Genomic DNA, 23,490 nt, shown 5'->3' on the forward strand with positions numbered 1-23,490 from the left:
GGTCAGGCGGCGGCTCTTCTGGCCAGCATGGATTCGGCCATGCGTTCGGCGGTGGTTAGCGCGGCGCTGGTCATAATGTCGAGGTTGCCGGCGTAGGCGGGCAGGTAGTGGGCGGCGCCCTCCACTTCCAGGAAGACGGTGGTCTTGAGCCCGCTCACGCGGCCCACGCCCGGCACCAGCAGCGGCGCGGCGGCGGGGATGCGGTCGAACTGCACCTTCTGCTTGAGGCGATAGCCTGGCACATACTGCTGCACGGCCGCGGCCATTTCCTCGACGGAGCGCGCGATGGCGTCTTTGTCGGCGGACTCGCTCAGGCAATAGACCGTGTCGCGCATGATCAGGGGCGGCTCGGCCGGGTTCAGGACGATGATGGCCTTGCCCTTCTTCGCGCCGCCGACGACCTCGATCGCCTTGGAAGTCGTCTCGGTGAACTCGTCGATGTTGGCGCGGGTGCCGGGGCCGGCGCTCCTGCTAGAGATGCTGGCGACGATCTCGCCGTAGTGGACCCTGGCCACGCGCGAGACCGCCGCGACCATCGGGATCGTCGCCTGACCGCCGCAGGTGACCATGTTGACGTTGGGCGCATCGATATGCGCCGCGCCATTGACGACCGGGATGCAGTAGGGGCCGATCGCCGCCGGGGTCAGATCGATGAGGCGGATGCCGGGCTTGAGGCTGCGCAGGAAGGCGTCGTTCTTCACATGGGCGCCGGCCGAGGTTGCATCGAAGACGATGTCGATGTCGGTGAAGACCGGCAGGCGGGCCAAGCCCGCCACGCCCTCGTGAGTAGTCGCCACCCCGATACGGGCGGCGCGCGCCAATCCGTCGGAGGCTGGGTCGATGCCGACCATCGCGCCGATCTCGATATCCTTGCCGTGGCGCAGAATCTTGAGCATCAAGTCCGTGCCGATATTGCCGCTGCCGACGATGGCGGCTTTCAATCTTCGGGTCATTCCCTTATCTCCTAAACTATGCGGCAGGCGACGCTGCCCAGTGCGCCGATCTGTGCGTGGATATGGTCGCCGGCGACGACCCGCACCATCGGGCCGAGAGCGCCCGAGAGAATCACCTCGCCTGCCTGAAGGCCCGCGCCGCGCGCAGCCATCGTGCGCGCCAGCCAGAACGCGGCGCGCAGCGGGTGCCCCAGACAGGCGGCGCCGCCGCCAACCGAGGCCAGTTCGCCGTTGCACGTCATCTGCATGCCCAACTCGCCCAGGTTGAGCGCTCCTAGCGCCACGGGCTGGTCACCGAGTACGTAGAGGCCGCAGGACGCGTTGTCCGCCACGGTATCGGCGAGCGTGATCTTCCAGTCGGCGATTGCGCTGTCGACGGTCTCGATGGCGGGCAGCGCATAGGCGATGCAGCGCAGGAACTCCGCCCAACTCGGCACACCGGCGTCGAGCTCACGGCCGACGACGAAGGCGATCTCGGCTTCGGCCTTGGGCTGCATCAACCGACGCATCGGCACTTCCTGGGCATGCTGGAATTCCATGTCTTGGAACAGCACGCCGAAGTCGGGTTGGTCAACGCCCAGTTGCAGTTGCACCGCACGCGAGGTGAGGCCGATCTTCCTGCCGACGATGCGCCCCCCTTCGGCCACGCGAATCCGCGTGTTGATTTCGGCCACCCCATAGGCGGCCTCCAGACTGGCGATGGCGAAGCCCGCTGAAATCGGTGGGATCGGCGTACCGCTTCGGCGCGCTTCACGCAGCGCGGCCGCTGCGCGGTCGGCGGCGTTATCCATCACGCAGCCTCTCGGGTGACGACGCTCACGGGACGAGGCGACGCGCCGGCGACCATTCGGTCCCGCTGCAGCTGTTCGCTCGCGACCCGCGTGGCGCGGGCCAGCCCATCGCCGCGTTCTAGCGCAAACACGAATTTGTCCGGCCGGAGGATCGCGACGCTGCCGCGCTTGTGGCCTTGGGCCTTCAGCCAGGCGAACCAGGTGGATTCGAAGTCTTCGACCTCGATGAGCCCCTCGGGTCGCGTACGCTGACGCGGGTCCTGCGGCCGTAGACCCCACGGGTAGACCACGACGAAGCGGGCGCCAAGCGTCTGCCAGGCCGCGAGTGCCTCCGCGCTAAGTTGAGCGCGGGGATCCACGCCGGCGCCGATCAGCGCATACTCGGCGCCGATCAAGTCGTCGAGGCGGTGCGCCCTGCCGTCGGGACCGATTACCTTCGGCTGCGGCATCAGCCGTCCTTCCGGCCCGCTCAGCGCGCGCCGCGCGAGCCCGTGGTAAGTCCCTCGACGGTAGGTGGCCGAGGGAATGAAGTTCCCCTCGCGCATGAACTTGCCCACCACGGGCAGCCTCAACGCGAGCCTGAACGCGATGTTGCGCAGCCGCGCGCCAAGGGGGCTGGTCATCGACACGATGCTCTTCACGCGCACCGCCTCGCGCGTCATTGCCGCGGCATGCGGGCGGCGTTCGGTCTCGTAGCTGTCGAGCAGGCGATCGCCAGCGCGGCCACGCAGCACGGCATCGAGCTTCCAACCCAGGTTGTAGGCGTCGCGGACACCGGCGTTCATGCCCTGGCCGACGAACTGAGGCGTCATGTGCGCCGCATCGCCCGCCAGAAAGACGCGGCGCTCGCGCCAGCGCTCGGCCATCAGGGCGTTGAAGGTGTAGACGAGGTGGCGCAGGATCTCGAACTTATCGACCTCGATATGGCGCGCCAGCAGTTTGCGCACGGTATGGATGTCTTCGAGGTATTCGCGCTTCTGGCCCGGCATCAGCATGAACTCGAAGCGGTGGTGCCCATCGGGTTGCACGCAGTTCACTGTCGGGCAGGCGGGGTCGCAGATGAAGCTGAAATAAGGCAGATGGTGCAGGCCGTCGCCGCGTACTTTCTCCTTGATGTCGACCACTACCCAGGGGTCGGGAAAGCTCTTGCCCTGCATGGGGATGCCCAGCTGCGTGCGCACGAGGCTGCGACCGCCGTCGCAGCCGATCAGGTAGCGCGCGCGCACTGCAGATTCCTGCGCCGAGGGTTTCAGCTTGACTTCCGCCACCGCCGGCTTGCCGTAGTTGCCGCCCTCCGTGGTGGTGTAAAAGACGGTGACGCTCTCATTGTCCTGCTCGAAGCGGGTCAGCTCCCGGCTTCGCTGCACCGTGACGTTGGGATACCGCGCCAACGCGTCGCCAAGCGCGGTTTCGAGCCGCGGCTGATATAGGAAGTAGGACGCGTCCCAGGCGTAAGGTCGGTTCGGGTTACTCATCTGCAGGAATACATCGCCGTCTGGCATGGCGAACTGCACGGTCGGGGACTGCAGCATGTCTGCCGTGAGCGCCTCCGCCAGACCGAAGGACTGGAAGATGCGCATGCATTCACCATCGGTGTAGACCGCGCGCGCATTACCGTAGAACTGCGGCTCGCGCTCCAGCACCAGCACACTGTGGCCGCGCTGGCCGAGCACGTGGGCGAGCGTGAGCCCGGTCGGCCCAAGGCCGACGATAACGACGTCGTAGTGATATTCCCCAGCGCGACGGCCGTGGGGCTCGCACGATTCGGCGCGAAGCCTGTCGGCTCCCGAGTCGGAGCGACTGCCCTGCCGATCGCCGGCCAGCGTGCCCAGGCGCGCGCTCGGCGCGTCGTCGAACGAACGGTTTGCGGTATCCATCTTCATGATGCAACCCCTGGTGTGTATTCCTTGCGGGTGAGCGAGCCGAGCGCCCGCGCCATCTGGCCCAGCTTCATGCCGAACGTCAGGCTTTCGGGGAAATGCCCCCATAGGCTGATGCCCTGGTAGGTACAGGTCTGCCAGCCGGCTTCGGCCTCCTCGGTGACGACGATCGGGTCCCAACCCAACTCGACCGCGAAGCCGGAAGGGGTCGTAACGTAGAAGGAGAGTTCGCGGTCGTTCGGGTGCTGGCCGATGCCGTTGGCCATGGCAAAGCCCATCTCACGCAGCCGGCGGTAGGCCCCCACCACGTCGTCGAAGCTGGCGACCTGCAGATTGAGGTGGTGAATGCGATTGCGCAGAGGATCCATGCGCCTGCCGCGGGTCGCGGCAAGGGCGACGCTGTGGTGGCGCTCATTGAGGCGCAGGAAGGTGATGTCCATCACCACGCCGTTGACGCGCTCCTCGATGAAGTCGGAGATCCGCGCGTCGAAAATGCGCTGGAGAAAGGCGAGCAGGGCCTCGGGCTCGCGCGTCGAGATTGCGAGGTGCCCCATGCCGGCCGCTCCGGTGATGAAGCCGCCGGCTTTCATCTGAAGCGGTGCAGTGCCGAGGATCGGCCGGACGAAGAGCTCGAAGGCCATGCGTTTCGGACCCTCGAAGGACCAGTAGCGCTTGACGCCGCGCAGGCCCGCCGCTTCGCCGGATTGCTCCCGCACGATCACGCCGTCAGTGCGCAAGCGGCTCAACACGAGTTCGAGCACCGCTTCGTCTTCAAGTTGCCAGCCAACAGCCACCACATCTTCGGCAGGTCCGCGACAAACGATAAGCCGGCGCTGGTGTTCATCGATACGCATGGCTAGCACGCCGGCCTGAGGCGCGTCGACGTGCAGGCCGAGGCCTTCCCCGGCGAATCGCTGCCACTCATCCAGCCGGGACGACTCGATCAGCACGTATCCCAGGCGGATGCGGCCGTACAAGCTGGTCGCGATTGGAGTCGAGCTCGACTTCATGCTGCGGCTCCGACGATAGCCGCATTGACGGCAGGCTCTTCCGCCTTCAAGAAGGCGCTTACCGCCGCATTGAATTCGTCGGCCCGTTCCCACTGCACCCAGTGGCCGGTGCGGCTGAAGAGGTACAGATCGCAATGGGGCATGAGTTTCTGCAGTGTCGCGCCGCCGCTTACCGGATTGACGCGATCCTCCACGCCCCAGAGCACCAGGGTCGGGTTGGCCAGGGCTGGCAGGCGCGGGTCGAGCGTCAGGTCCAGCTTTGCCAGCGCCGCTGGATCCCCAGGTGCACGCAGCGGCGGATTGGCGATCACCTCCGGGGCGATGCTGGCCTCGTAACGTTCGCGCAGTACTGATTTGGGGACTTGGCTGCCGTCGTACACCAGGTCTTCGGTGATGAAGCGGCTCAGTTTTTCGAAAGTGGGTCCGTCGCCTGTGTAGTAAGTGAGGAGGCGCTTCAGGCCGTCGGTGGGCGGCGCCTTGGAAACGTCTACGCCGCCCGGGCCCATCAGAACCAGGCGACCGATCCGCTCGGGCTGATCAAGCGCCATCCGCAGCGCGCAACCGCCGCCGGCGGAATTGCCGACCACGTGCGCGCGGGCGATGCCCAGCGCATCAAGCAGGCCAAGCATAGTGTCGGCCAGGTCGCCCCAGATGTCGTTCGGGTTGAGGCCTTTGCTCGACTTTCCATAGCCAGGCATGTCGGGCACCAGCACGCGGAAATGCGCGGCCAGCGCCGTAATGTTCCGCGCGTAGTTGGAGACGCCCGAAGCACCCGGACCGCCGCCGTGGAGCATCAGCACCGGCGAGCCTTCACCCGTGTCGGCAAAATGGATCTGCCGGTTTCCGACCTGCAGGACGCGGGTTTCGGTGTTCCGATCGAGGGCTTGGATGACGCTCATGTGATGTCTCCTGGGGTGGCTGAGTGGATATAGTGCAACACACCATATACGTTCTATATTGAACATATGTGTTCAGTATAGTTCAGTCGTAAGTACAGTTGTCAAGCGTATAATCGTCCAGGAATTATTGGAGATGTCCTTTTATGAACGAATTTGTTCAAGGCGGAGCCGAGTCCGCCCCGGCACCCGAACCCGCCCTCAGCGCGGCCCAGAAGCGCATTCACAGCGCGGCGATGAAACTGTTTGCAGAGATGGATGTGACCCGGGTGAGCATCAGCGATCTGGCCGCCGCGGCCGGCGTCGCGCGCGGCACGGTCTACAACAACCTGGGCGACACGGAGGGGTTGTTCGAGCAGGTGGCGGCGCAGTTGGTGCGCGAGATGACGATCCGGGTCACCCAAAGCCTCGCGGGCACGGACGACCTCGCCTTGCGCCTGGCCCTCGGCATCCGCCATTACCTTCGACGCGCCCATGAGGAACCGCACTGGGGGCGCTTCCTGAACCGCTTCGGATTCAGTAGTGCTTCACTTCAGACGCTGTGGTCGACCGACCCTATCCATAATCTCAGCGAGGGCATCGAAGCCGGCCGCTACCGGATTACACGCGAGCAACTGCCTTCGGCAGTGGCCATGCTGGCCGGAACGGTGATCGCCGCCATGCTACCGGTGCTCGAAGGCCATCGGACCTGGCGAGAGATCGGCGCCGATACGGCGGAATTGCTGCTTGTAGCGTTGGGAATTGCGCGCGACGAGGCAAAGGTTCTGGCGAATTCCGATTTGCCGCCGCTGCTGACACTGGACAAGTGATCCGCGTATCTGGAGGTGACCCGCTTATTCGGACAGTGCTTATCTTGAGTAAGCAGGAGGTGCACCATGCCGAAAACGCGCCCACCGTACAGCACTGTCTTCCGTCAACAAATGGTTGACTTGGTCCATGCGGGTCCCCGCCCCGAAGATCTGGCCAAAGAGTTCGAACCCACGGCTCAGACCATTTACAACTGGGTTGCACAGGCCGAGCGTGACGCAGGCACACTCCTGCTAGCGCAGATCCGCGCGATTCAATCTGGCGAACCAGGCTGACCAGCTCGCCTGGGACCGCGCACGGCGCCCAAAGGCATGTAAGCTCGTCAGGAATCGGACACTTGCCCAGGTGGTGGCCAGCAAGCTTCGGTTGCAGTGGTCGCCAGAGCAGATTGCGGGTTGGCTTAAGCACGTGTATGCGGTCAACAAGGATTATCAGGTGTCGCACGAGACAATCTATCGGAGCCTCTACATCCAGGCCCGTGGTGCGCTGAAAAGAGAGTTGCTGGAACACCTACGGCGTTCTCGAGCCATGCGTAGATCGCGCCAACACACACTGAAGACCGACGACCGTACGAACATCCGAGATGCCGTATCGTTCAGTGAACGCCCTGCCACGGCAGACGATCGCGCGATACCCGGACACTGGGAAGGCGATCTGCTGTTCGGGAGCGCCAACAGCCAGATTGCAACACTCGTCGAACGCCAGACCCGGTTCGTGACGCTGGTGAAGATTGCCAGCAAGGACTCCGAGGCTGTAGTCAACGCCCTGATCAAGCACGCCGGCAAGCTACCGCAGGAACTGTACAAGTCGCTGACTTGGGATCGTGGCACGGAGATGGCTGGTCACAAGCGTTTCACCGTGGCCACGGACATTCAGGTCTACTTCTGCGATCCTCAGCATCCGTGGCAACACGGCTCCAACGAGAACACGAATGGCCTCTTGAGACAGTACTTCCCGAAAGGCACCGATCTCTCGGTCTATTCGCAAGCCAAGCTGAACGCCATCGCCAGGCGGCTCAACGAACGCCCGCGCAAGACACTAAACTTCGATACACCGGCTGAGCGATTCCATCAAGCTGTTGCATCGACCGGTTGAATCCGCACTCGGTCAGAGACGGCCGCGCCGGCCAGGAGCCGTCATTCACCGCCATGGTCGCTGGCCCCGCCGCCGGAACGCCCGAAACGCCCGGCGCGCCAGGGGCTGCCTTGCTTTGCTGCCGGCGGGCGCCGCAAACCGCAAGGGCTCTTCACGCGTGCGGCCAGAAAAGTGACAGCCCTGCACGTCCGGTCGGCTATCATGCCAATCCTCTCCGAAGTGGCTCCCTATGATTTCCGTCCGTAATGTTACGCTGCGTCGCGGCGTCAATGTCGTACTCGACCGCGCGTCCGTCACCTTCAACCCCGGCGAAAAGATTGGTCTTGTCGGCCGCAATGGCGCCGGGAAGTCGTCCTTTTTCGGCCTTCTCAACGGCACTTTGCACGAAGACAGCGGCGAGTTCTCGATTCCCGCAGCATGGAAGATGGGCCAGGTCGCGCAGGAGATGCCGGAGACCGAGCAGGGCGCGACCGACTTTGTAGTCGAGGGTGATACCGTGCTGTTGGCCGCGCAGGCCGAAGTCGCCGCCGCCGAGGCCAGCGACGACGGCATGCGCATGGCGCACGCCTACATGGCCCTGCACGACGCCGGCGCACACGATGCCCCCGCGCGTGCCCAGGCGCTGATCCTGGGCCTTGGCTTCAGTGCTGCGCAGCTTGACCAGCCGGTCAACAGTTTCTCCGGCGGCTGGCGCATGCGGCTACAACTGGCGCGCGCGCTCATGTGCCCGTCCGACCTGCTGCTGCTCGACGAACCGACCAACCACCTCGACCTCGACGCGCTGGTCTGGCTGGAAGCCTGGCTCAAGCGCTACCAGGGAACCATGGTAGTGATAAGCCACGACCGCGAATTCCTTGACGCGGTGACGCAGGTGACGGTGCACGTCGACAACGCCAAGCTGGTGCGCTATGGCGGCAACTACAGCAAGTTCGAAGACATGCGCGCCGAGCAGCTCGTCTTGCAGCAGGCCGCGATGGCCAAGCAGGCGGACAAGATCGCCCACCTGCAGAAATTCATCGACCGTTTCAAGGCCAAGGCCTCGAAGGCGAAGCAGGCGCAGAGCCGGGTCAAGGCGCTCGAACGCATGGAGAAGATCGCACCGGTGCTTGCCGACGCAGAGTTCAACTTCGAGTTCAAGGAGCCGCTCAACGTCCCGAATCCGCTGTTGTCGATGCTGGACGCGACCTTCGGCTACCCGGCGCCGGCCGACGCACTGCCGGGCACGCCGCCCACGGTCATCGTGCGGGACATCAACCGTTCCGTGATGGCGGGGCAGCGCATCGGCATTCTCGGTGCCAACGGCCAGGGCAAGTCCACGCTGGTGAAGACGGTTGCGCACGCGCTGGCGCCGATTGCCGGCGAGATCAGCGAAGGCAAGGGCCTGAATATCGGCTACTTCGCACAGCAGGAACTCGACGTGCTGCGCCCGCTAGACACGCCGCTGGAACACATGATCCGCCTTGCCAGGGACACGCCGGCGCACATGCGCGCCCCCGGCCAGAGTGGCACCGAACAATCCCTTCGCACCTTCCTCGGCACCTTCAACTTCAGTGGCGACATGGTCCATCAGGCGGTTGGCACGATGAGCGGTGGCGAAAAGGCGCGGCTCGTGTTGTGCATGATCGTGTGGCAGCGCCCCAACCTGCTGCTGCTCGACGAGCCGACTAACCACCTCGACCTGTCCACACGCGAAGCGCTGGGCATGGCGCTCAACGAGTTTGAAGGCACCGTGATGCTGGTCAGCCACGACCGGGCGCTGCTGCGCGCCGTATGTGACGAGTTCTGGCTCGTCACCAAGGGCGGCGTCGAGCCCTTCGACGGCGATCTGGACGATTACCAGCAGTTCCTGCGAGACGAAGCCCGCCGCATGCGCGAGGAGGCTGCCGCAGCGTAGAAGGTCATCGCCTGAAATGGGGGGCCCAGGCGTGAGCTTTACAGGTTTTAGCGCTCCGCCATTGGGCGCTTCGTGACTAATGAGGCGGATCGCGCAAAGGAGGGGCGCCGCGGCCGGCAGCTCGCTCGACTCGCTTCCGCGGAATAGGTAGCGCATCGCGTTCGCACGCACCCGACCAACCGTATCTGCGGCCCTGCGCTCCCGCTACTATGCTAGTCACCATCGACCGGCACGGGAGCGAGACTGGAGAGGAAATTCCATGCCGCTTATCGCCATTGATCAGCGACGATCACCATTGCGCCACTCACGACGATTGTGATGGGCTCGGTGCCGAGCGACCACGCAGGCGTTGCAGCCGGCATCAACAATGCGGTTGCGCGTGTGGCGAGCCTGCTGGCGATTGCGATCCTCGGCATCGTGTTCGTGTGGTCGCACCAGGCGGCGCTATCGGCGCAGCTCGATGAACTGGACGTTCCCAGGGACGCACACCGGGCCGGGCAGTTGCTGGAGCCGGGCGCGCGAGCCGGGCCGGCAGCAGGCGACGCCCATTTGCCGACTCACACACCTGTGGCGCAGGCGGAAGCCGAAGCTATCACCGACGCGTTGCGCGCCGTTGCGCTGGTGTCCGCGGTGTGCGCGTTCGCCGGAGCGGGCCTCGCGGTGGCGACCATCCAACCCCGCAGGTGATATGCGTCGTGTTGCCGGACGCGTCCGTTGCCTATCGGCGCCCTCCCCTCAACTAGCCGAAGTCGGCCAATTGCGGTCCTACCCTCAATCGTGCGAACCGCCATTCGAGTGGCCGCCTGACTTTGATACCGGCCATCGAGCGCTTCAATTGAAGTGACGTTTCGCATGTCTATAGAGCAGGAGCCTTGCACATCGCTGCTCGCTTGGCCCTATCGCACCGGACGCTAGCGCGCCGGCTCGCGGAAGACGAACCAGACCGTCCTGGACTTCCTCCAGAGCCCGTGGCGAATCGAGTCACATTCTGTCGGCTGGAGGCAGCCGCCCTGCTCCTCCAGCCGCCTGCAGTCGGCGCTGGCCCTCACACTCACGCAACTTTGCGGATGGCAGGCGGCTTCCATGAGCCATCCAAAATGCTCTGTTTGCCCCAGTAGGCGCGGATGTACAGCGAGAACGCGCCGCCCGGTGCCGGCAGCCAGTTCGACTCCTTGTCACTGCCTGGCGACTTCGCCCCAGCATAGAGCGTCAACGAGCCATCGGCATTGCGCTTGAGGTTCTTGTTCTTGGTCCCGAGCGAGTAGCGCTTGAGATCGTTCGCATGGAAGAGGTGCTTGTCGTTGTATAGCGTTAGTGACCAGAAGCCATTGACGGGTGGCTCCTGGCCTGGGGCGAAGACGATCTCGTAAGTACTGGCGCCGCTGAGCTGGCCGCCTGAAGCGTCAAAGTCGGTGTAGAAGTACTGCGTCTCGTTAGGCCGGTTGTCGAACATGTTCGACTTGGCCGTCCCCGTCCGGTCGAAGTAGTCGAGTCCGGTCTGCGCATTGTTGGTGGAGCGGTTCCAGCCGTTGCCGGCGGGAAGGCCGTTTCGGCGCCACTCGAAGAACGGCCCAATCACATCACGTTCCGCGTCGGCGGCAATCGCACCAATCGCCTTCTTTACCTCCGGGTCGCGTTTCGCCGCGTCCATCATCGAGCGAAATTGCCCATACAGTGCTTCCTCGCCGGGCAGCGGCGGCACGGTATCGAGCACCTGTCCGAACTGGTCGAAGAACTGGTCCGGAATCACCCATTTGGTCTCACCGCTGCCGCTGTCCGACTTCGGTCCCTGGATGGCCGGCGCGTTGGCCCAGTCGATCATCTTCATGCGGCCGTCGAACTGCTTCAACGGATAGAAGACAACCTGGTTGATCACTGGCTGGATCGCCTTCCTGTCCTCCGGCGTATCGTTCATGAATACCCGAGGGATGGCATTGGCAAGGGCCGTGGGGCAGCGAACGATCTCGGTGATACCCGCAGGCTTGTTGCCTTTCCAGTTGGGCCCGACGAGCAAGTAGAAGCCGCGGCGTGTCTTGTACGGCTTGCCGACATGGCCGAACTGGTTGGTTCGGGCGTCATACAGCGCATAGACCCAGAACCGGTCACCGAAGTCGGGCACCTGCGCGACCACCGGCTCCTCGTCGAGAGAGAAGAAGCCCAGACCATAGACAACGTCCTGGTTCGGGCAGGTCACGAAGGTCTCTGCCGGGTCGATATAGTCGTGAAGCATGCCCACCTGGCCGCGCGGCGCCGCGGGCAGCACGCCGTTCAGCAGACCAGGGTGCGGGGCCTGCGTGATGCGCGAGTTCCGGTTCAGCATATTAACCATCGGCCAGCCCCACACATAGGCCATACGGGCAATGACTTGCGCATAGGCCGGATGCATCGGCAGGCCCAATGGTGGCAGCGTATCTCCCGTCGCGGGCCGCGCGGCCGTGCCGTCAGGCTGCCGGGAATTGTCCTTCGGCTCGGCGGCTGACACCGCTCCCGGCATCGCTGTCAGCGAAGCACCAGCAGCCAGGGGCACGGCACCGCCCAGCACTGTCAGGAGCCTTCGAGTCATGTTCACATCGCCTTCGTTAGCCATTCCTTGCCTCGCAGTTGCGATTGCCGGTTTGATGAATTCAACACCAGTTGAATTGCGAACTTCATTTGGGCTTTTCAATGTCGCCGGGCTTCCAGGTCTGATCGAAGAACGCCTTCTGTGGGGAATAGAGGCGAAGGATCACGAAATAGCCCTTGCCGGGCAATGTGCGAAGCCAGTTCTTCTCCTTGCCGGCAGGGGCCGTCGGGCCGAAATACAGGTCCGTGGAGCCATCGGCGTTCTGGACTGGCTTGTCCATCTGGTTCAGCGACGGGTGGTCCTGGCCGTTGTCGAGACCGGAACCGGTCGTCGCGTCATAGACAGTGGCTGACCAGAAATTCTTCGCCGGGATGTTCGGTGGCAGGTGCAATTTGTACGACTGCCCGCCATCGAGGAAATTGCCATCCTTGTCGCGGAACGTGACCGGGTACTTCGCGCCCGCATCGACAAGGTTCTTCACCATGCCCGGACTGGCCGAATATGCGCTCGTGAAGTAGGCGGAGCGCTGCTCCAGATTGGTGTAGGTGCGGGCGGACTGGAACGAAGTGTCCTCGCCGGCAAACACGTTGACCCATTGGCGGTCCGAATAGTACTTCCCGCCTGGCTCGTGTGGAAGCATCTCGTCGATCACGACCTTGCTGATCTTGAACGCAGACTTCGCGGCGCGATCGAGCAGCGCCCGGATTTCAGGCGTCGGCGAGAACGGCTTGCCCTTCTCGATGCCGATCGTATGGAGGAAACCTCGCATGTCCAGATCGGACGGATCGACATATTCACTGTCGATGAACCGCGACAGCATGTCGAAATAGGCGCCGTCGCGCGGGAACAGCAGGTCGGCTGGCTTGGCATTGCCATCCGGAAACTGCATCGGCCTGGCGCTCGCCTTCTGTCCGAGCGGATAAATCCGCGTGGCCGCAATCTGCGCGTTCGGCTTCGCCAAGTCCTTGGGGTCTGTGAAGAACGTGCGCCAGAACAGGAATACGTTGTAGGTACGCGAACGATAGACAAAAGCGCCCTTCGGTACGCTGCCCTTCGGCGGCTCACCCTTGTAGTCCGGCGGCAGCAGCACGTAGATGCCACCCTTGCCCTTGTCCGGGCCGGCAAGGCCGACATCCCCCGTCCACGTGTGCCCGTCCACGGTCGGGCCGACAAGCGGACGCTGGAAGAAGTCATCGAGGATACCCTGGACGCCGGCCGGGGCTTCCACGACGAGCGGGCCGTCCTTCTTCAGGTCCAGATAGCCCATCGCATAGACGACGTCGGAGTTGGGTGTCGTCACCAGCGTCGACGCCCGGATGCGCTCCTTCCACGTGGGCAGCACGTTGTAGCCCGCACCGAAGACTTTCTCCGAGCCTTCCTTCATCGCCCAGAGGTTCATGGCAGGGAGGGCCCACAGATAAGCTTGCGCGGCGCGCTGAAAGATCAATTCATCGCGCAGGAGGCTGGCTGCGGCCGGTGTCGGATAGTCCTTCTCGAAGGGGGCATTGATCAGCGCGTCGTAGCGCGAAGTCTGAGCCGACGACGCACTGGACCAGAAGAGTACGGCCACCGCGGCGGCGAATCGCGTGAAGGTCTGAAGGGAGGGCTTCATGACTGCTACTCCTTGCTGAGGTTTTTGCTTTCTTGTCTGGGCACAGGCCAGCGGATACGACGGCCGACTCTCACTCCGCGTGAGTCTCGGGCAGTCCCGGTGGCATGGGGAAGTGAATCTTTTGGAGCTGCGAGTTAAGAAAAGTGCGCAATTGGCCATCGGCCTTGAACAGGGCCAGTGGGCCGGCTTCCATGAAGTCAGCCGACCCGATATCGGTCGCGATCCTTACCCCGGATCCAGTTCGGCGGACGCCCCAGCCCGTTCCAGGTCTTGCCGGTTTCGGGGTCACGGAAACGCACCAGATCCGACAGATCGGGGCCGAAAAGCTGGTCCGGCGTGATGCCGTATGCCCGAATGGTGCGCCGCATCTGTAGAAGCAAGCCGCGCAACTCCTCGCGGCGCAATGGCCCGCGCTGAGCTTCCGGCGCTCGAATCCCTGCTTTGGCTTCGCGGTAGTTCCCAGTCATCCGTCGTACCCCGAGGTCGCCGTCCTTGCAGCCAAAATAGCCACCACATCGTGTGTGCGCTATCCGAAAAGCGAAAACCCCAGGAGTGTCCGGCGTGCAACTGCCGCTCACCTACCTGAGGCACACCTACTCCGGCTTCGAGCCGTCGCAGGCGTTCGACGTCATCTACGGTGGACGTTTCGAACACCGGTTGCTGTCCGCCCAACGCGCAACCATGGGGCACCAGCGACTCGTGGTCGGCAATGTCCGGTATTGCCAATAAGGGAATCTGCTTCGGTGCGCCTTGCGCAGGGCGGGCGCTTTCTGCTGACGCGCCTTGCAGACGATGCTATGGCGCTGGCGAGATCGCTGGAGCCATTTGGGGGAATCGGACCGAATCTCGCCGACGCCATGTCGGGAGCCCTGCTGGCAGGCTATGTGGATTCATTATTTAACGTCGGCATTCGTCCGGGAAAGACGACTGCGGCGGAACGGCATTACCACCTGATTCTTGCCTGCGAACGACTCGTCATGACTGGCGAGGACCCAAACGTCGCGATCGCGCAGATCGCCCAACGCAGTGGCTACAGCCTGCGCGGCCTCGAACTGATCTTCCGGCGAAGCGTGTGAATGACCCCCAGCCGGTGGTTCTTGAATGTCCGGCTGAATGGTGCGCTGCGCGACTTGATTACCCCAATGCAAACCAGTTCGGTCTCAGAAATTGCCATGAAGTGTTGATTTAGGCACTTGTCGAGGTTCGCGGAACAATATCGAAAGGCGTTCGGTGAGCCCTTTGGTATCAACGGGCCTATTCCTCCTCGACCTTCGTCTCGATGCGCCCCTCACGGATTGCGGCGATGAAGGCGCGGAAGTCGCTTCGGTTCTGCGAGCTGTATTCGGTGGCGAACTCGCAGATCGCGTCGTCAAAGGTCTGGCCTGATCCCATGTACCCAGCAATCATCGCGGCATCGCCGGACCGTGCGTGCGCGCGGGCCAGCGCGTGGGCGCACATTCGACCATACTGCCTCAGCATGCCGGCATCCCAGTCCTCAATGACGGCGGACATCTTCATGTCACGCAACTGGCGGATGTAGAAGTCACGGCCGTTCTTGCCGCGGGTCCACCCCAGAAAAACGTCGCTCGCGGACTGCATTAGCCGCTGACCGACGATCACGCGCTGCCCGTGATTTGGATACACGCTCTTGCCGGCATACGGCTCCAGCACCGACGCCCGCGCCTCCTTCACCTGCAGGAACAGCGGATCGTTGTCTGCGGCCATGAACAGGCCCACGCCGCACATCGTGCCGACGCTGCCGACGCCGACCACCTTGATGGCCAGGTCGAAGAAGTGAAAGCGGTCGAACAATACCCGTGTATGGTCTGCCAGGCTCTCTCGGTATGATGCGATGGCTTCATCGTAGCCCGACGTCAGCCCCGGGGCGAGTTCTACTGACGGATGGAAGATCAGCGGCGGCTCGTCTTTGATCCTAAGCCTCTCGCCCTCTTCCGAGACGAGCTTGGGATACAGGTGATCGGGCACGGACTTGCGCCGTTCTATCTCAATGCGCTGGGCCAGTCGTTTGCGCGCCGCCGCGACGACGTCGGGGTCGCCTGAGCGGTCTTCGTACTTCTGCAGGTCGATGCGGTCGTACCAGACGTCCAGCGCGCGCATCCAGCCGTAGTTGTGTATCCGCTCGCGGTACTCGCGCACGACGTCGGTCACCACGCGGGCCGCGTCACTCTTTGGCAGCGCCAGATGGTCCGCCGCGATGACGATGCTCGCCGCCAGCCGCTTCAGGTCCCACTCGAAGGGTGCCGGCAGCGTCTCGTCCAGATCGTTGATGTCGAAGATCACGTTGCGCTCCGGCGTGGCGAAGCCGCCGAAGTTCATCAGGTGCGCGTCCCCGCAGGCCTGTACCCGGATTCCGCTGTTGGGTGTGGTGGCCAGATCCGCCGCCATGATCGCCGCCGCACCCCGGTAGAAGGCGAAGGGCGAGGCAGACATGCGGCCGAATCGGATGGGTACTAGTTGCATGATCCGACCTGAATTCGACTCTTTCAGCAGCGTCACCGGATCTCGGCGGTCGGGCGCCGGGGTCCATCCGGCTTGTGAGGTACGTGGCACTGCGTCGCGCAGCAGCCTCCCCTTTGCCGCCCGTTCGTCGGCGGTCAGGTAGGATCCTGCGGCATACCCTTCGCTCTCCGTTCCTCGACTATGTTTGTCTGCCTTGTTCATGGCTGGTCCTTTCCCTGCATCCGCTGCATCTGCTGCATCGTTTGATCGATTTTTGCTGTCGCCCTGCACATTTGCCCTGCTTCCGCAGCCGGCGCAATGGCGTCCGGTGACCGCACCCATGCCGGCCCGGAAACATCGACCGCGTCCGCCCCGTCAGGTGGCGCTCGAGACGATCCAACTGCTTCTCCATTCCTTCGGTGCGGAGCATGTCGCGCGTGGGGGCATGTGCACCGACAAGTCGCAGCACGGCACCGGCCGCCTGCTGTTCCTTGTGCCGGGCCAGAAGCATGAGCGCGTCCGCCAAGTCGACGACGGGACTGAGGGAGAGATCGCAATTCACCAGCCGAACCGGGCCGGCACCGCTCCGGACGCGCGACCGCATGACTTGGCGCACGAGCTCTACCGGAAAGGGGCTGGTTCGCGGGGTGACGCTCCATGTCGGTGAAGATGCCCGGACCCCGAATGCAGCCCAACTGGCCATGCGCGGATGGGCGACGCGGCGGATCAGCAGCAGCATCGACATCAGGACCGCCACGATGACCCCCTTCAGGAATCCCAGCGGTAGCATGGTGGCGAACGCGATCATCGACACCATGTACTCTGGCTCGGATCCGCACGAGAATGAAATTGCCGCGAAGGCGGCCACTTTCCGGTCCAGAAGGAGCGAGGAATACACTTCATTCTCTTGGTCCCGCAGAGTCCATACTAGCCGGCCGGTCGTACGCTACAAAAAACGTCTTCCGATCCTGTGTGTGGTAGCCCACATTCCACTTGCAGCAGCTGCCGGGAGTCGGCTTGTTGGCAAAGGGCGATATTGCTAGGCTGCTCTTGTCCTACCTGCCCGACAGCATGCCGTGACTTGAAAGTCCACCTTGCGACTCGCGCTACAGATGAGGGAGGCGGAGATGGCAAGTGACAAGGAACTGGGTTTCGCGCTGACCCGCCGGGAGTTTTTGCGCACAGCGGGAATGGGAGCCGTGGCGTTGAGCGTCGGCTCGAGCGACAACACGTGGGCGGCAGCGCGTGACGCCAGCAACTCGGCGCAACACAAGGATGGTCGCACACCTGGCCCGTTTAATATCCTGTTCATCCTTGTCGATCAGGAGCGCCATTTCCGGCCGGGAGAATTGCCAGCGGGCTATAGCTTGCCTGCGCACGAACGCCTCATGAAGCAAGGTACGACGTTCGTCAACCATCGGATTAACTCTTGCGTCTGTACGCCATCCCGTTCCGTAATTTACTCGGGGCAGCACATCCAGCATACGCGAATGTTCGACAACACCAACTTCCCCTGGATAAGTAGCATGTCGACCGAGATGCGGACGCTCGGCGACATGCTACGCGATGCAGGCTACTACACCGCTTACAAAGGCAAGTGGCATCTCACCAAGGAATTCGAGACAGTCAACAAGCTTGGTACGCCGACCAGGATCTTTACGGCCGAAATGGAGGCCTATGGCTTCTCCGATTACATCGGTATTGGCGACATCATCGCCCACACCAGCGGCGGTTACCTGCATGACGGCGTAATATCTGCAATGGGCGTGAGCTGGTTGCGCGGAAAGGGGCGCGAGCTGGCGGCACAGGGAAAGCCGTGGTTCCTCGCTGTCAATCTCGTCAACCCTCATGACGTGATGTTCTACGATACCGACGCTCCCGGCACCCAGGTTCAGGCAATGCGCGGTCTCGCGCACGTAGCCCGCGACCCGGCCGACCCGCTGTACGCCAGGCAGTGGGGCTTCTCGCTCCCGGAAAGCCGGGTGCAGGCCCTCGACGCACCGGGGCGGCCCCCAGCCCACCGCGATTTCCTGCGCTCGCACGATGCCTTGGTCGGGGCGATTCCCAACGAGGACGCACGCTGGCGCCGGCGGCATAACTATTACCTGAATTGCATGCGCGATGTTGACCGCAATATTGCAGCCATTCTGGCCGAACTTGATGCGGGAGGCCTTACCGACAAGACTATCGTAATTCTGACGTCCGACCACGGCGATATGGACGGCGCCCATCAGCTCCACGCCAAGGGAGCCGTCTCATATCGGGAACAGAACAATGTTCCCTTGATCATTGCGCACCCGGCTTACCCCGGTGGCAAGCAATGTCGCGCCGTAACGTCACACCTGGATATTGCGCCGACGCTGGTCGCAATGACCGGCGTTGCCCCCGATAGACGCGCTTCCATCGTCAAGGGGCTGGCCGGGAAGGATTTTTCGGGAGTGCTTGGCGCCCCTGAGAAAGCCGATCCGAATACCGTTCGCGACGGTGCGCTGTTCTGCTACAACATGCTCGCCTACATCGATGGCGACTTTCTCTTCAAAGCCGTGGACCACATCCAGAAAGGCGGAAAACCGGACCAGCTAAAGAGTGCCGGCATCCGACCCGATTTGATGAAGCGAGGCGCCGTGCGTTCCATCCATGATGGACGGTATAGTTTCGCTCGCTACTTCTCGCCCAAGCAGCATAACCGACCCACGACACCGGAAGAACTCTATCGGATCAATGATGTGGAGCTTTATGACCTGCAGACTGACCCGTTCGAAATGCATAATCTGGCTGCGGAACGCAGACACCTCGAGCTTGTCGTCGCAATGAACAATAAGCTGAATCGCCTGATAGACGTCGAGGTTGGTGAAGACCGTGGGCAGATGCTGCCAGGTGGTATCGACGCCGGGTGGGAAGTCTCGGCAGAGACGATGACCGGCGCATGACGTTGACGCGTTGATTTGTTAGTGGGATGGGCTACCGCGGCTCACTGCGCTTTCAACTGCAGTGCTAGCTTCCTGCTACGCTTCCATGCACCACGTCTCCCCGGATGTGTGGGCGAGCGTTTGCGGGCGTAATCCTGCAAGTTCCGGCTCACTGGGTTTCTCGCTCCCTTCGTCACAGAAATCCCCGCAGGCAGCGTGCGCTCATGTGGTATCGCAACAGCCCAGTGGACCGGAAAAATACGGTCTGCTGCTCGCCGCGATCGAGCCGTGCCGGATTTCCGACTATGCTGAATGGCTGGTAGTGGCCCGTTTCCTGAAAGCCAAGTTTGCGCATCGCAAAGAGAGAGAGAGAGAGAGAGAGAGAGAGAGAGAGAGAGAGAGAGAGAGAGAGAGAGAGAGAGAGAGACCTGCACGACCGTCCCGGAGAATCCATGAGACGTCTTTCGAAGCCGGCATTGGCGGTACTGGCGGCATCGCTCCTCATCTGCGGCTGCGCGAGCCGGCCAGTCAACCCGCCGCTGGCCCATGCCGACCCCAATACCGGCTATCGATTCACCACGCGCCCGCAGTATTCGGCCACTAGCGAAAACCTGGTGGTCCTGGCCTTTTCAGGTGGCGGCACTCGCGCCGCTGCTTTCTCCTATGGCGTGCTCGAATTCCTGCGGAACACGGATGTCGTTGGACCAAGGGGCAACCGATCGCGCCTGCTTGACCATGTCGGCGTCATTACCGGCGTGTCTGGCGGCAGCTTTACCGCTCTTGCCTATGGGCTCTATGGCGAAAAGCTCTTCGACGATTACGAACAGCGATTCCTCAAGCGCGACGTTCAGGGAGAGATTACTTGGCGCACACTCAACCCTGCCTACTGGCCATCCTTGTGGTCGGGAGGCTGGGGCCGCTCTGAGCTTGCGGCCGATCTGTACGACGAGATACTGTTCAACGGTGCGACCTTTGGCGACCTGGATCGCGCGAACGGCCCGTTCATCATTGCCTCTGCCACCGACATTTCCACAGGCGCCCGCCTGGCCTTCACCCAGAGCACCTTCGACGTACTGTGCTCGGACCTGAATGCAGTACGGCTCGCGCGCGCCGCGGCCGCCTCGTCGGCAGTCCCCGTAGTACTGACGCCCGTGACGCTTAACAACTACGGGGGCAACTGTGGCTACGCTGCACCCGAATGGGTCAGGCCGTTTATCAATACGAACGATGCACCGCGGCCGGCTGCGCGTGCGACCCGCCACCTGAAAGAGGAGGCGGAACTGGAAAACAGTATCGAGCGGCCCTACATTCATCTCGTGGATGGCGGTGTCTCCGACAATCTGGGCATGCGCAGCGTGCTGGACTCCCTTGAGTTGATCGAAGCGCTGCATCTGGTCGGCCAGCCTAGCCCGCTCGACCGTACACGCAGGATCGTTGTTTTTGTCGTCAACTCGCTCTCCACGCCCAGGACAGCATGGGACAAATCCGAGTCTCCGCCCGGTACGCTGGAAATACTGGTCAAAGCGACGGGCGTTCCGATTGACCACTATTCCTACGAGGCCACCGAGTTGTTGAAGGACAGCCAGGCGCGGTGGCATGCCATGCGCCAGGTCCGTCAGTCCTCCGCCTTTGCGGCGAACAAGGATGCTGCCATATCCAAGACGTTGCGCACGCCGGACACGACCATCTACGCTATCGATGTATCGTTCGCGCAGTTGACAGACAAGGCGGAGCTGGACTACCTGAACCAACTGCCCACCTCGTTCTCCCTGTCAGCCGAGGCCGTCGACCGGCTTCGGGCAGCCGCGGGCAAGATTATCTTGGCGTCGCCCGATTTCCAGCGGCTGCTAAGGGATGTCGGGGCCAAGATTGTGCCCCCAAGCGAGCAAGGCGCCGGACAACCCTAATGCCTGCGATGCGGCAACAATTGCGTCCACATCCAGATAATTTATTTCCTGCCGCTCGCCTGCGCCCTAGAGCGTCAGATGTTCTCGCCAGCGCATTTCGATGCTGCCGTTTCTTTCGAGCCCGGTGCGTCGACGACCGGCTGAGGGGCTGGCGGCGCCAACAAACGTCCGCCCCGCCCATTAACGTAACCTTCCGGCAGCCGGCAAAAAATCGCTCTTCTGGCGTTATGTTGATAATGGGGCACATTTTGGCTGGACGTCGGCTGGGCCCGTTGGCCCCATGGGCTAGACCAAGGAGGCCGCGGCGAGGCGGCCAGATGCGCGACCGCAGCCCCTCCAGCCCAGCTCGAGTGCCCCGCCTTGGCACCGTGATCGCGCCTGAACGTGGCGTGGCGCATGCGGATACCACGGTCCCGCGCTCACCCCTTGGTTGTATCTCAATTGAGATGCATAATGCAGGTCCAAGCATAGGAGATTTCCATGGCGCATACTTCAATGTTGCACATCCGGGTGGACGACGACCTTAAAGCCCGGGCCACGCAAAACCTTGCCAGCGTCGGGCTAACCGTGTCCGACGCAGTTCGCATCCTGTTGACACGGATCGCCAAGGAGGGCGGGCTGCCGCCCGGTCTGACGACGGATCCCGAGACCTATGATGCTTGGTTCCGCGCCAAGGTCCAGCAAGCGCTGACCGACCCGGCCCCGCCGCTCCCGCATGACCAGGTCATGGACGACGTTCAGGCGCTGATCGACCGGAAACGCCGTGCGCGCGGTTGAATGGACGCGGTGGGCCAGGGCCGATCTTCTCGCCATCGTTGACTACATCTCGGATGATAATCCGGATGCGGCCCAGAGCCTGAAGGACGCCTCGAAGCGAAAGCGGCACGGCTGCCGGAACACCCCGAGCTCTACCGAGCCGGCCGCGTCGCGGGCACGCGCGAGATGGTCGTGGCGGCCAACTACCTGGTCGTGTACGCCGTGGATGCCACCTCCATCCGGATCCTGCGGGTACTCCATGCCGCGCAGCAATGGCCGTCGCCCGGTTGAGCCAGGCGAGGACTGACCAAAAAATGGGTGCGCCGCCCTGCCGCTACGCGCTTTCGGCTTCGCCCTCGGCGAACCCACCAGCCTTTTGCGTGACAGACCACCTGAAACATCCAAGCACTAACGCTGCCTGACGTCGCGTCCAGGACGCGCAAACACGGCGCGCCGGCTTCGACGCTGATCGTCGCGGCAGCTCGTCGACTGCCTTGTTGAGATTGTTGCCACGCGTTGTATGTGACTCCGAGAGTCAGGCGGTCCGCAGCTCGCCTGACGCAACACAAAGTCTGGAGAACTCGCTAGTGGGCAGTTAATTGCATTTATAAGGACTTAATCCCATCAGTGCTCAAAGCGCTCGGGAACATCCCGGTCCGATGTTCGCAACAGGCATGCCGGGCAACGCGGCCGGCAACCGACGGTGAAGCACGCCACTCTCAATGCACGACGTCGGCTGTTCCGCCGCTGGCGCCCCGCAGGCATACCGGTGAGTCGCCAGGCATTCGCGGGGGATTTCAAGGGCGCCCTCCACCATCGTGGCCTGCCCAGCCCAGGCACCACGGCCGCTGTGCGCGCTTCCCGTTCTAGTGCTGGCCGGGCACGGAACCCGGTAGGTTGCGGCCAGCTACCCCCGGGACGCGGTCCATCACTTGGGGCGGGGGGCGGGTGCGACGAAGCAGCCGACGCCGCTTATTCGGGTTGAATGCCAGCTTGTTTCACCAGGCTCGCCCAACGATCCACCTCTTCGCGAAGCCGATCTCCGAGTTGAGCAGGTGACGATGCTTTGAGATCGATACCCTGGCTGTCGAGCCGTGCTTTGGCCTGCGGACTCGCCAATGCCGAGCGGACTTCGCCCGCCAGCTTGCTCACGACGGTCGAGGGTGTTCGCGCGGGTGCCACCAGGGCCCACCATTGGCTGACCTGCAATCCCGGAAGCTTGGCTTCTGCCGCAGTGGGAACGCCAGGAAGCGAAGACACACGCGCCGGACCAGTCACCATCAGCGCCGAGATCTTACTGCCACCAAGGAGGCTGCTGCCGCTTGCCAGGGTTGCGAAATGGCCTTTGACCAGTTGCGCAGACACATCGGTCAGCGCCGGCGCCGAGCCCCGATATGGCACGGCATCGACCGGGATCCCAGTCTGGGTTTCCAGCATCTTGGCGGCCAGATGGCTAATTGTGCCGTTCCCGCTTGTGGCAAGCTGCAGGGGCATTCCTGCCTTGCGTGAGTCCGCAAGGAACCGTTGGATGTCGCCTGCTCGATAGTGCGTGCTATCCACGAACAAGACAAGGGGTGCCTCGCCAAGCAATGAAACGGGCGCAAAGTCGCGCAACACATCGTATGAAATCTGGCGGAACACGGACGGTGCAACGGTATGCGCCAGTTCAATGACACCCAGCGTGTAGCCGTCAGGGGCCGACTTTGCCAACATGTCGGCGCCGATGCGGCCGGAAGCGCCCGCGCGATTGTCGACAACGACAGGCTGGCCCATCGTTTCGCTCATGCGTTGTGCCAACGCACGGGCCAGTGCATCGGTACTGCCACCGGCAGCCCAGGGCACGATCAATCGAATCGGCTTTTCAGGATAGGCGGCCAGGGCCGACGGCACGTGCGAGGAGAGGCAAAAAGTGATGGCAATAAATGGAGAACGCAAGCTCATGAGTGGCCCCGCAGGT

Annotated in this window: 19 protein-coding genes and 3 pseudogenes; 11 read left to right on the forward strand and 11 right to left on the reverse strand. The window is 63.0% G+C overall.

What is annotated here, in order from left to right; all coding sequences use genetic code 11:
* Window positions 1-2: 2 nt before the first annotated feature.
* Genes IPF36_RS17910 through IPF36_RS17930 form a run of 5 tightly spaced genes read right to left on the reverse strand, consistent with a single transcriptional unit; the run spans window position 3 to window position 5,533 of the window.
* Complete coding sequence (locus tag IPF36_RS17910; protein WP_195429376.1) at window positions 3-953, reverse strand: acetaldehyde dehydrogenase (acetylating); 951 nt, start codon at window positions 951-953, stop codon at window positions 3-5.
* 11 nt (window positions 954-964) lie between these two features.
* Window positions 965-1,744, reverse strand: coding sequence for a 2-keto-4-pentenoate hydratase (locus tag IPF36_RS17915; protein ID WP_195429386.1), 780 nt, complete (start codon window positions 1,742-1,744; stop codon window positions 965-967).
* Window positions 1,744-3,627, reverse strand: a complete 1,884-nt coding sequence (locus tag IPF36_RS17920; protein WP_218959622.1) for a bifunctional 3-(3-hydroxy-phenyl)propionate/3-hydroxycinnamic acid hydroxylase — start codon at window positions 3,625-3,627, stop codon at window positions 1,744-1,746. Before IPF36_RS17920 ends, IPF36_RS17915 begins: the two co-directional genes overlap by 1 nt.
* Window positions 3,624-4,634 (reverse strand): VOC family protein, encoded by a 1,011-nt coding sequence (locus tag IPF36_RS17925; protein ID WP_195429388.1) that lies wholly within the window; start codon window positions 4,632-4,634, stop codon window positions 3,624-3,626. The genes IPF36_RS17920 and IPF36_RS17925 overlap by 4 nt, the downstream gene beginning before the upstream one ends.
* Window positions 4,631-5,533, reverse strand: a complete 903-nt coding sequence (locus tag IPF36_RS17930; RefSeq protein ID WP_195429391.1) for an alpha/beta fold hydrolase — start codon at window positions 5,531-5,533, stop codon at window positions 4,631-4,633. Before IPF36_RS17930 ends, IPF36_RS17925 begins: the two co-directional genes overlap by 4 nt.
* A 143-nt stretch (window positions 5,534-5,676) precedes the next feature.
* Here IPF36_RS17930 and IPF36_RS17935 point away from each other — a divergent pair, with 143 nt between their 5' ends.
* The 5 genes and pseudogenes from IPF36_RS17935 to IPF36_RS17955 all read left to right on the forward strand — a co-directional run.
* On the forward strand, window positions 5,677-6,339 hold the full coding sequence (locus tag IPF36_RS17935; RefSeq protein ID WP_195429393.1) for a TetR/AcrR family transcriptional regulator: 663 nt from the start codon (window positions 5,677-5,679) through the stop codon (window positions 6,337-6,339).
* A gap of 66 nt (window positions 6,340-6,405) precedes the next feature.
* Window positions 6,406-6,612 (forward strand): transposase, encoded by a 207-nt coding sequence (locus IPF36_RS17940; protein ID WP_195429395.1) that lies wholly within the window; start codon window positions 6,406-6,408, stop codon window positions 6,610-6,612.
* A pseudogene (locus IPF36_RS17945) lies at window positions 6,599-7,432 on the forward strand (IS30 family transposase); the annotation flags it as partial. The gene IPF36_RS17940 and the pseudogene IPF36_RS17945, both read left to right, overlap by 14 nt.
* A gap of 229 nt (window positions 7,433-7,661) precedes the next feature.
* Entirely contained in the window at window positions 7,662-9,326 is a 1,665-nt protein-coding gene (locus IPF36_RS17950; RefSeq protein WP_135706451.1) for an ABC-F family ATP-binding cassette domain-containing protein, read from the forward strand.
* 285 nt (window positions 9,327-9,611) lie between these two features.
* Window positions 9,612-10,013 (forward strand): annotated as a pseudogene (locus tag IPF36_RS17955) (MFS transporter); the annotation flags it as partial.
* Between the two features lie 364 nt (window positions 10,014-10,377).
* Here IPF36_RS17955 and IPF36_RS17960 read toward each other — a convergent pair.
* The 3 genes from IPF36_RS17960 to IPF36_RS17970 form a co-directional block, all read right to left on the reverse strand.
* Window positions 10,378-11,913 carry a DUF1254 domain-containing protein gene (locus tag IPF36_RS17960; RefSeq protein WP_195429397.1) on the reverse strand — a complete coding sequence of 512 codons (1,536 nt, stop codon included), beginning with the start codon at window positions 11,911-11,913 and terminating at the stop codon, window positions 10,378-10,380.
* A 61-nt stretch (window positions 11,914-11,974) separates the two neighbouring features.
* On the reverse strand, window positions 11,975-13,501 hold the full coding sequence (locus tag IPF36_RS17965; RefSeq protein WP_195429399.1) for a DUF1254 domain-containing protein: 1,527 nt from the start codon (window positions 13,499-13,501) through the stop codon (window positions 11,975-11,977).
* 197 nt (window positions 13,502-13,698) lie between these two features.
* Entirely contained in the window at window positions 13,699-13,968 is a 270-nt protein-coding gene (locus IPF36_RS17970; RefSeq protein WP_195429401.1) for an H-NS histone family protein, read from the reverse strand.
* Window positions 13,969-14,062: 94 nt separating this feature from the next.
* On the opposite strand from IPF36_RS17970, the gene IPF36_RS17975 reads away from it, so the two are divergent.
* Both IPF36_RS17975 and IPF36_RS17980 read left to right on the forward strand, forming a co-directional pair.
* Window positions 14,063-14,230 (forward strand): hypothetical protein, encoded by a 168-nt coding sequence (locus IPF36_RS17975; RefSeq protein ID WP_195429403.1) that lies wholly within the window; start codon window positions 14,063-14,065, stop codon window positions 14,228-14,230.
* A 14-nt stretch (window positions 14,231-14,244) separates the two neighbouring features.
* Complete coding sequence (locus tag IPF36_RS17980; RefSeq protein ID WP_195429406.1) at window positions 14,245-14,577, forward strand: hypothetical protein; 333 nt, start codon at window positions 14,245-14,247, stop codon at window positions 14,575-14,577.
* Window positions 14,578-14,755: 178 nt separating this feature from the next.
* On the opposite strand, the gene IPF36_RS17985 is transcribed toward IPF36_RS17980, so the two are convergent.
* Window positions 14,756-16,183, reverse strand: a complete 1,428-nt coding sequence (locus IPF36_RS17985) for a DUF2252 domain-containing protein (RefSeq protein ID WP_195429408.1) — start codon at window positions 16,181-16,183, stop codon at window positions 14,756-14,758.
* On the reverse strand, window positions 16,161-16,859 hold the full coding sequence (locus tag IPF36_RS17990) for a hypothetical protein (protein ID WP_195429410.1): 699 nt from the start codon (window positions 16,857-16,859) through the stop codon (window positions 16,161-16,163). The genes IPF36_RS17985 and IPF36_RS17990 overlap by 23 nt, the downstream gene beginning before the upstream one ends.
* 229 nt (window positions 16,860-17,088) lie before the next feature.
* Between IPF36_RS17990 and IPF36_RS17995 the strand changes: the two genes are divergently transcribed.
* The 4 genes and pseudogenes from IPF36_RS17995 to IPF36_RS18010 all read left to right on the forward strand — a co-directional run bounded on the left by IPF36_RS17995 (window position 17,089) and on the right by IPF36_RS18010 (window position 21,824).
* A complete protein-coding gene (locus IPF36_RS17995; protein ID WP_195429412.1) occupies window positions 17,089-18,891 on the forward strand; it encodes a sulfatase-like hydrolase/transferase in 1,803 nt (600 codons plus the stop codon).
* 431 nt (window positions 18,892-19,322) lie between these two features.
* A complete protein-coding gene (locus tag IPF36_RS18000) occupies window positions 19,323-20,777 on the forward strand; it encodes a patatin-like phospholipase family protein (protein ID WP_195429414.1) in 1,455 nt (484 codons plus the stop codon).
* A 480-nt stretch (window positions 20,778-21,257) separates the two neighbouring features.
* Window positions 21,258-21,554, forward strand: coding sequence for a type II toxin-antitoxin system RelB/DinJ family antitoxin (locus tag IPF36_RS18005; protein WP_022540171.1), 297 nt, complete (start codon window positions 21,258-21,260; stop codon window positions 21,552-21,554).
* A pseudogene (locus IPF36_RS18010) lies at window positions 21,541-21,824 on the forward strand (type II toxin-antitoxin system RelE/ParE family toxin). The gene IPF36_RS18005 and the pseudogene IPF36_RS18010 overlap by 14 nt, the downstream one beginning before the upstream one ends.
* Window positions 21,825-22,505: 681 nt before the next feature.
* Here the strand turns inward: IPF36_RS18010 and IPF36_RS18015 are convergent.
* On the reverse strand, window positions 22,506-23,474 hold the full coding sequence (locus IPF36_RS18015) for a tripartite tricarboxylate transporter substrate binding protein (protein WP_195429497.1): 969 nt from the start codon (window positions 23,472-23,474) through the stop codon (window positions 22,506-22,508).
* Window positions 23,475-23,490 lie beyond the last annotated feature (16 nt).

Source organism: Cupriavidus sp. IK-TO18 (assembly GCF_015549295.1).
Lineage (GTDB): Bacteria > Pseudomonadota > Gammaproteobacteria > Burkholderiales > Burkholderiaceae > Cupriavidus > Cupriavidus oxalaticus_A.

Bases quoted from the DNA above. Each gene is read 5' to 3' on its own strand.
- IPF36_RS18005 (WP_022540171.1), top strand. From the start codon at position 21,258: ATGGCGCATACTTCAATGTTGCACATCCGGGTGGACGACGACCTTAAA.
- IPF36_RS17950 (WP_135706451.1), top strand. From the start codon at position 7,662: ATGATTTCCGTCCGTAATGTTACGCTGCGTCGCGGCGTCAATGTCGTA.
- IPF36_RS17960 (WP_195429397.1), bottom strand. From the start codon at position 11,913: ATGGCTAACGAAGGCGATGTGAACATGACTCGAAGGCTCCTGACAGTG.
- IPF36_RS17935 (WP_195429393.1), top strand. From the start codon at position 5,677: ATGAACGAATTTGTTCAAGGCGGAGCCGAGTCCGCCCCGGCACCCGAA.
- IPF36_RS17930 (WP_195429391.1), bottom strand. From the start codon at position 5,533: ATGAGCGTCATCCAAGCCCTCGATCGGAACACCGAAACCCGCGTCCTG.
- IPF36_RS17910 (WP_195429376.1), bottom strand. From the start codon at position 953: ATGACCCGAAGATTGAAAGCCGCCATCGTCGGCAGCGGCAATATCGGC.
- IPF36_RS18015 (WP_195429497.1), bottom strand. From the start codon at position 23,474: ATGAGCTTGCGTTCTCCATTTATTGCCATCACTTTTTGCCTCTCCTCG.
- IPF36_RS17940 (WP_195429395.1), top strand. From the start codon at position 6,406: ATGCCGAAAACGCGCCCACCGTACAGCACTGTCTTCCGTCAACAAATG.
- IPF36_RS17965 (WP_195429399.1), bottom strand. From the start codon at position 13,501: ATGAAGCCCTCCCTTCAGACCTTCACGCGATTCGCCGCCGCGGTGGCC.
- IPF36_RS17915 (WP_195429386.1), bottom strand. From the start codon at position 1,744: ATGGATAACGCCGCCGACCGCGCAGCGGCCGCGCTGCGTGAAGCGCGC.
- IPF36_RS17970 (WP_195429401.1), bottom strand. From the start codon at position 13,968: ATGACTGGGAACTACCGCGAAGCCAAAGCAGGGATTCGAGCGCCGGAA.
- IPF36_RS17920 (WP_218959622.1), bottom strand. From the start codon at position 3,627: ATGAAGATGGATACCGCAAACCGTTCGTTCGACGACGCGCCGAGCGCG.
- IPF36_RS17995 (WP_195429412.1), top strand. From the start codon at position 17,089: ATGGCAAGTGACAAGGAACTGGGTTTCGCGCTGACCCGCCGGGAGTTT.
- IPF36_RS18000 (WP_195429414.1), top strand. From the start codon at position 19,323: ATGAGACGTCTTTCGAAGCCGGCATTGGCGGTACTGGCGGCATCGCTC.
- IPF36_RS17985 (WP_195429408.1), bottom strand. From the start codon at position 16,183: ATGAACAAGGCAGACAAACATAGTCGAGGAACGGAGAGCGAAGGGTAT.
- IPF36_RS17925 (WP_195429388.1), bottom strand. From the start codon at position 4,634: ATGAAGTCGAGCTCGACTCCAATCGCGACCAGCTTGTACGGCCGCATC.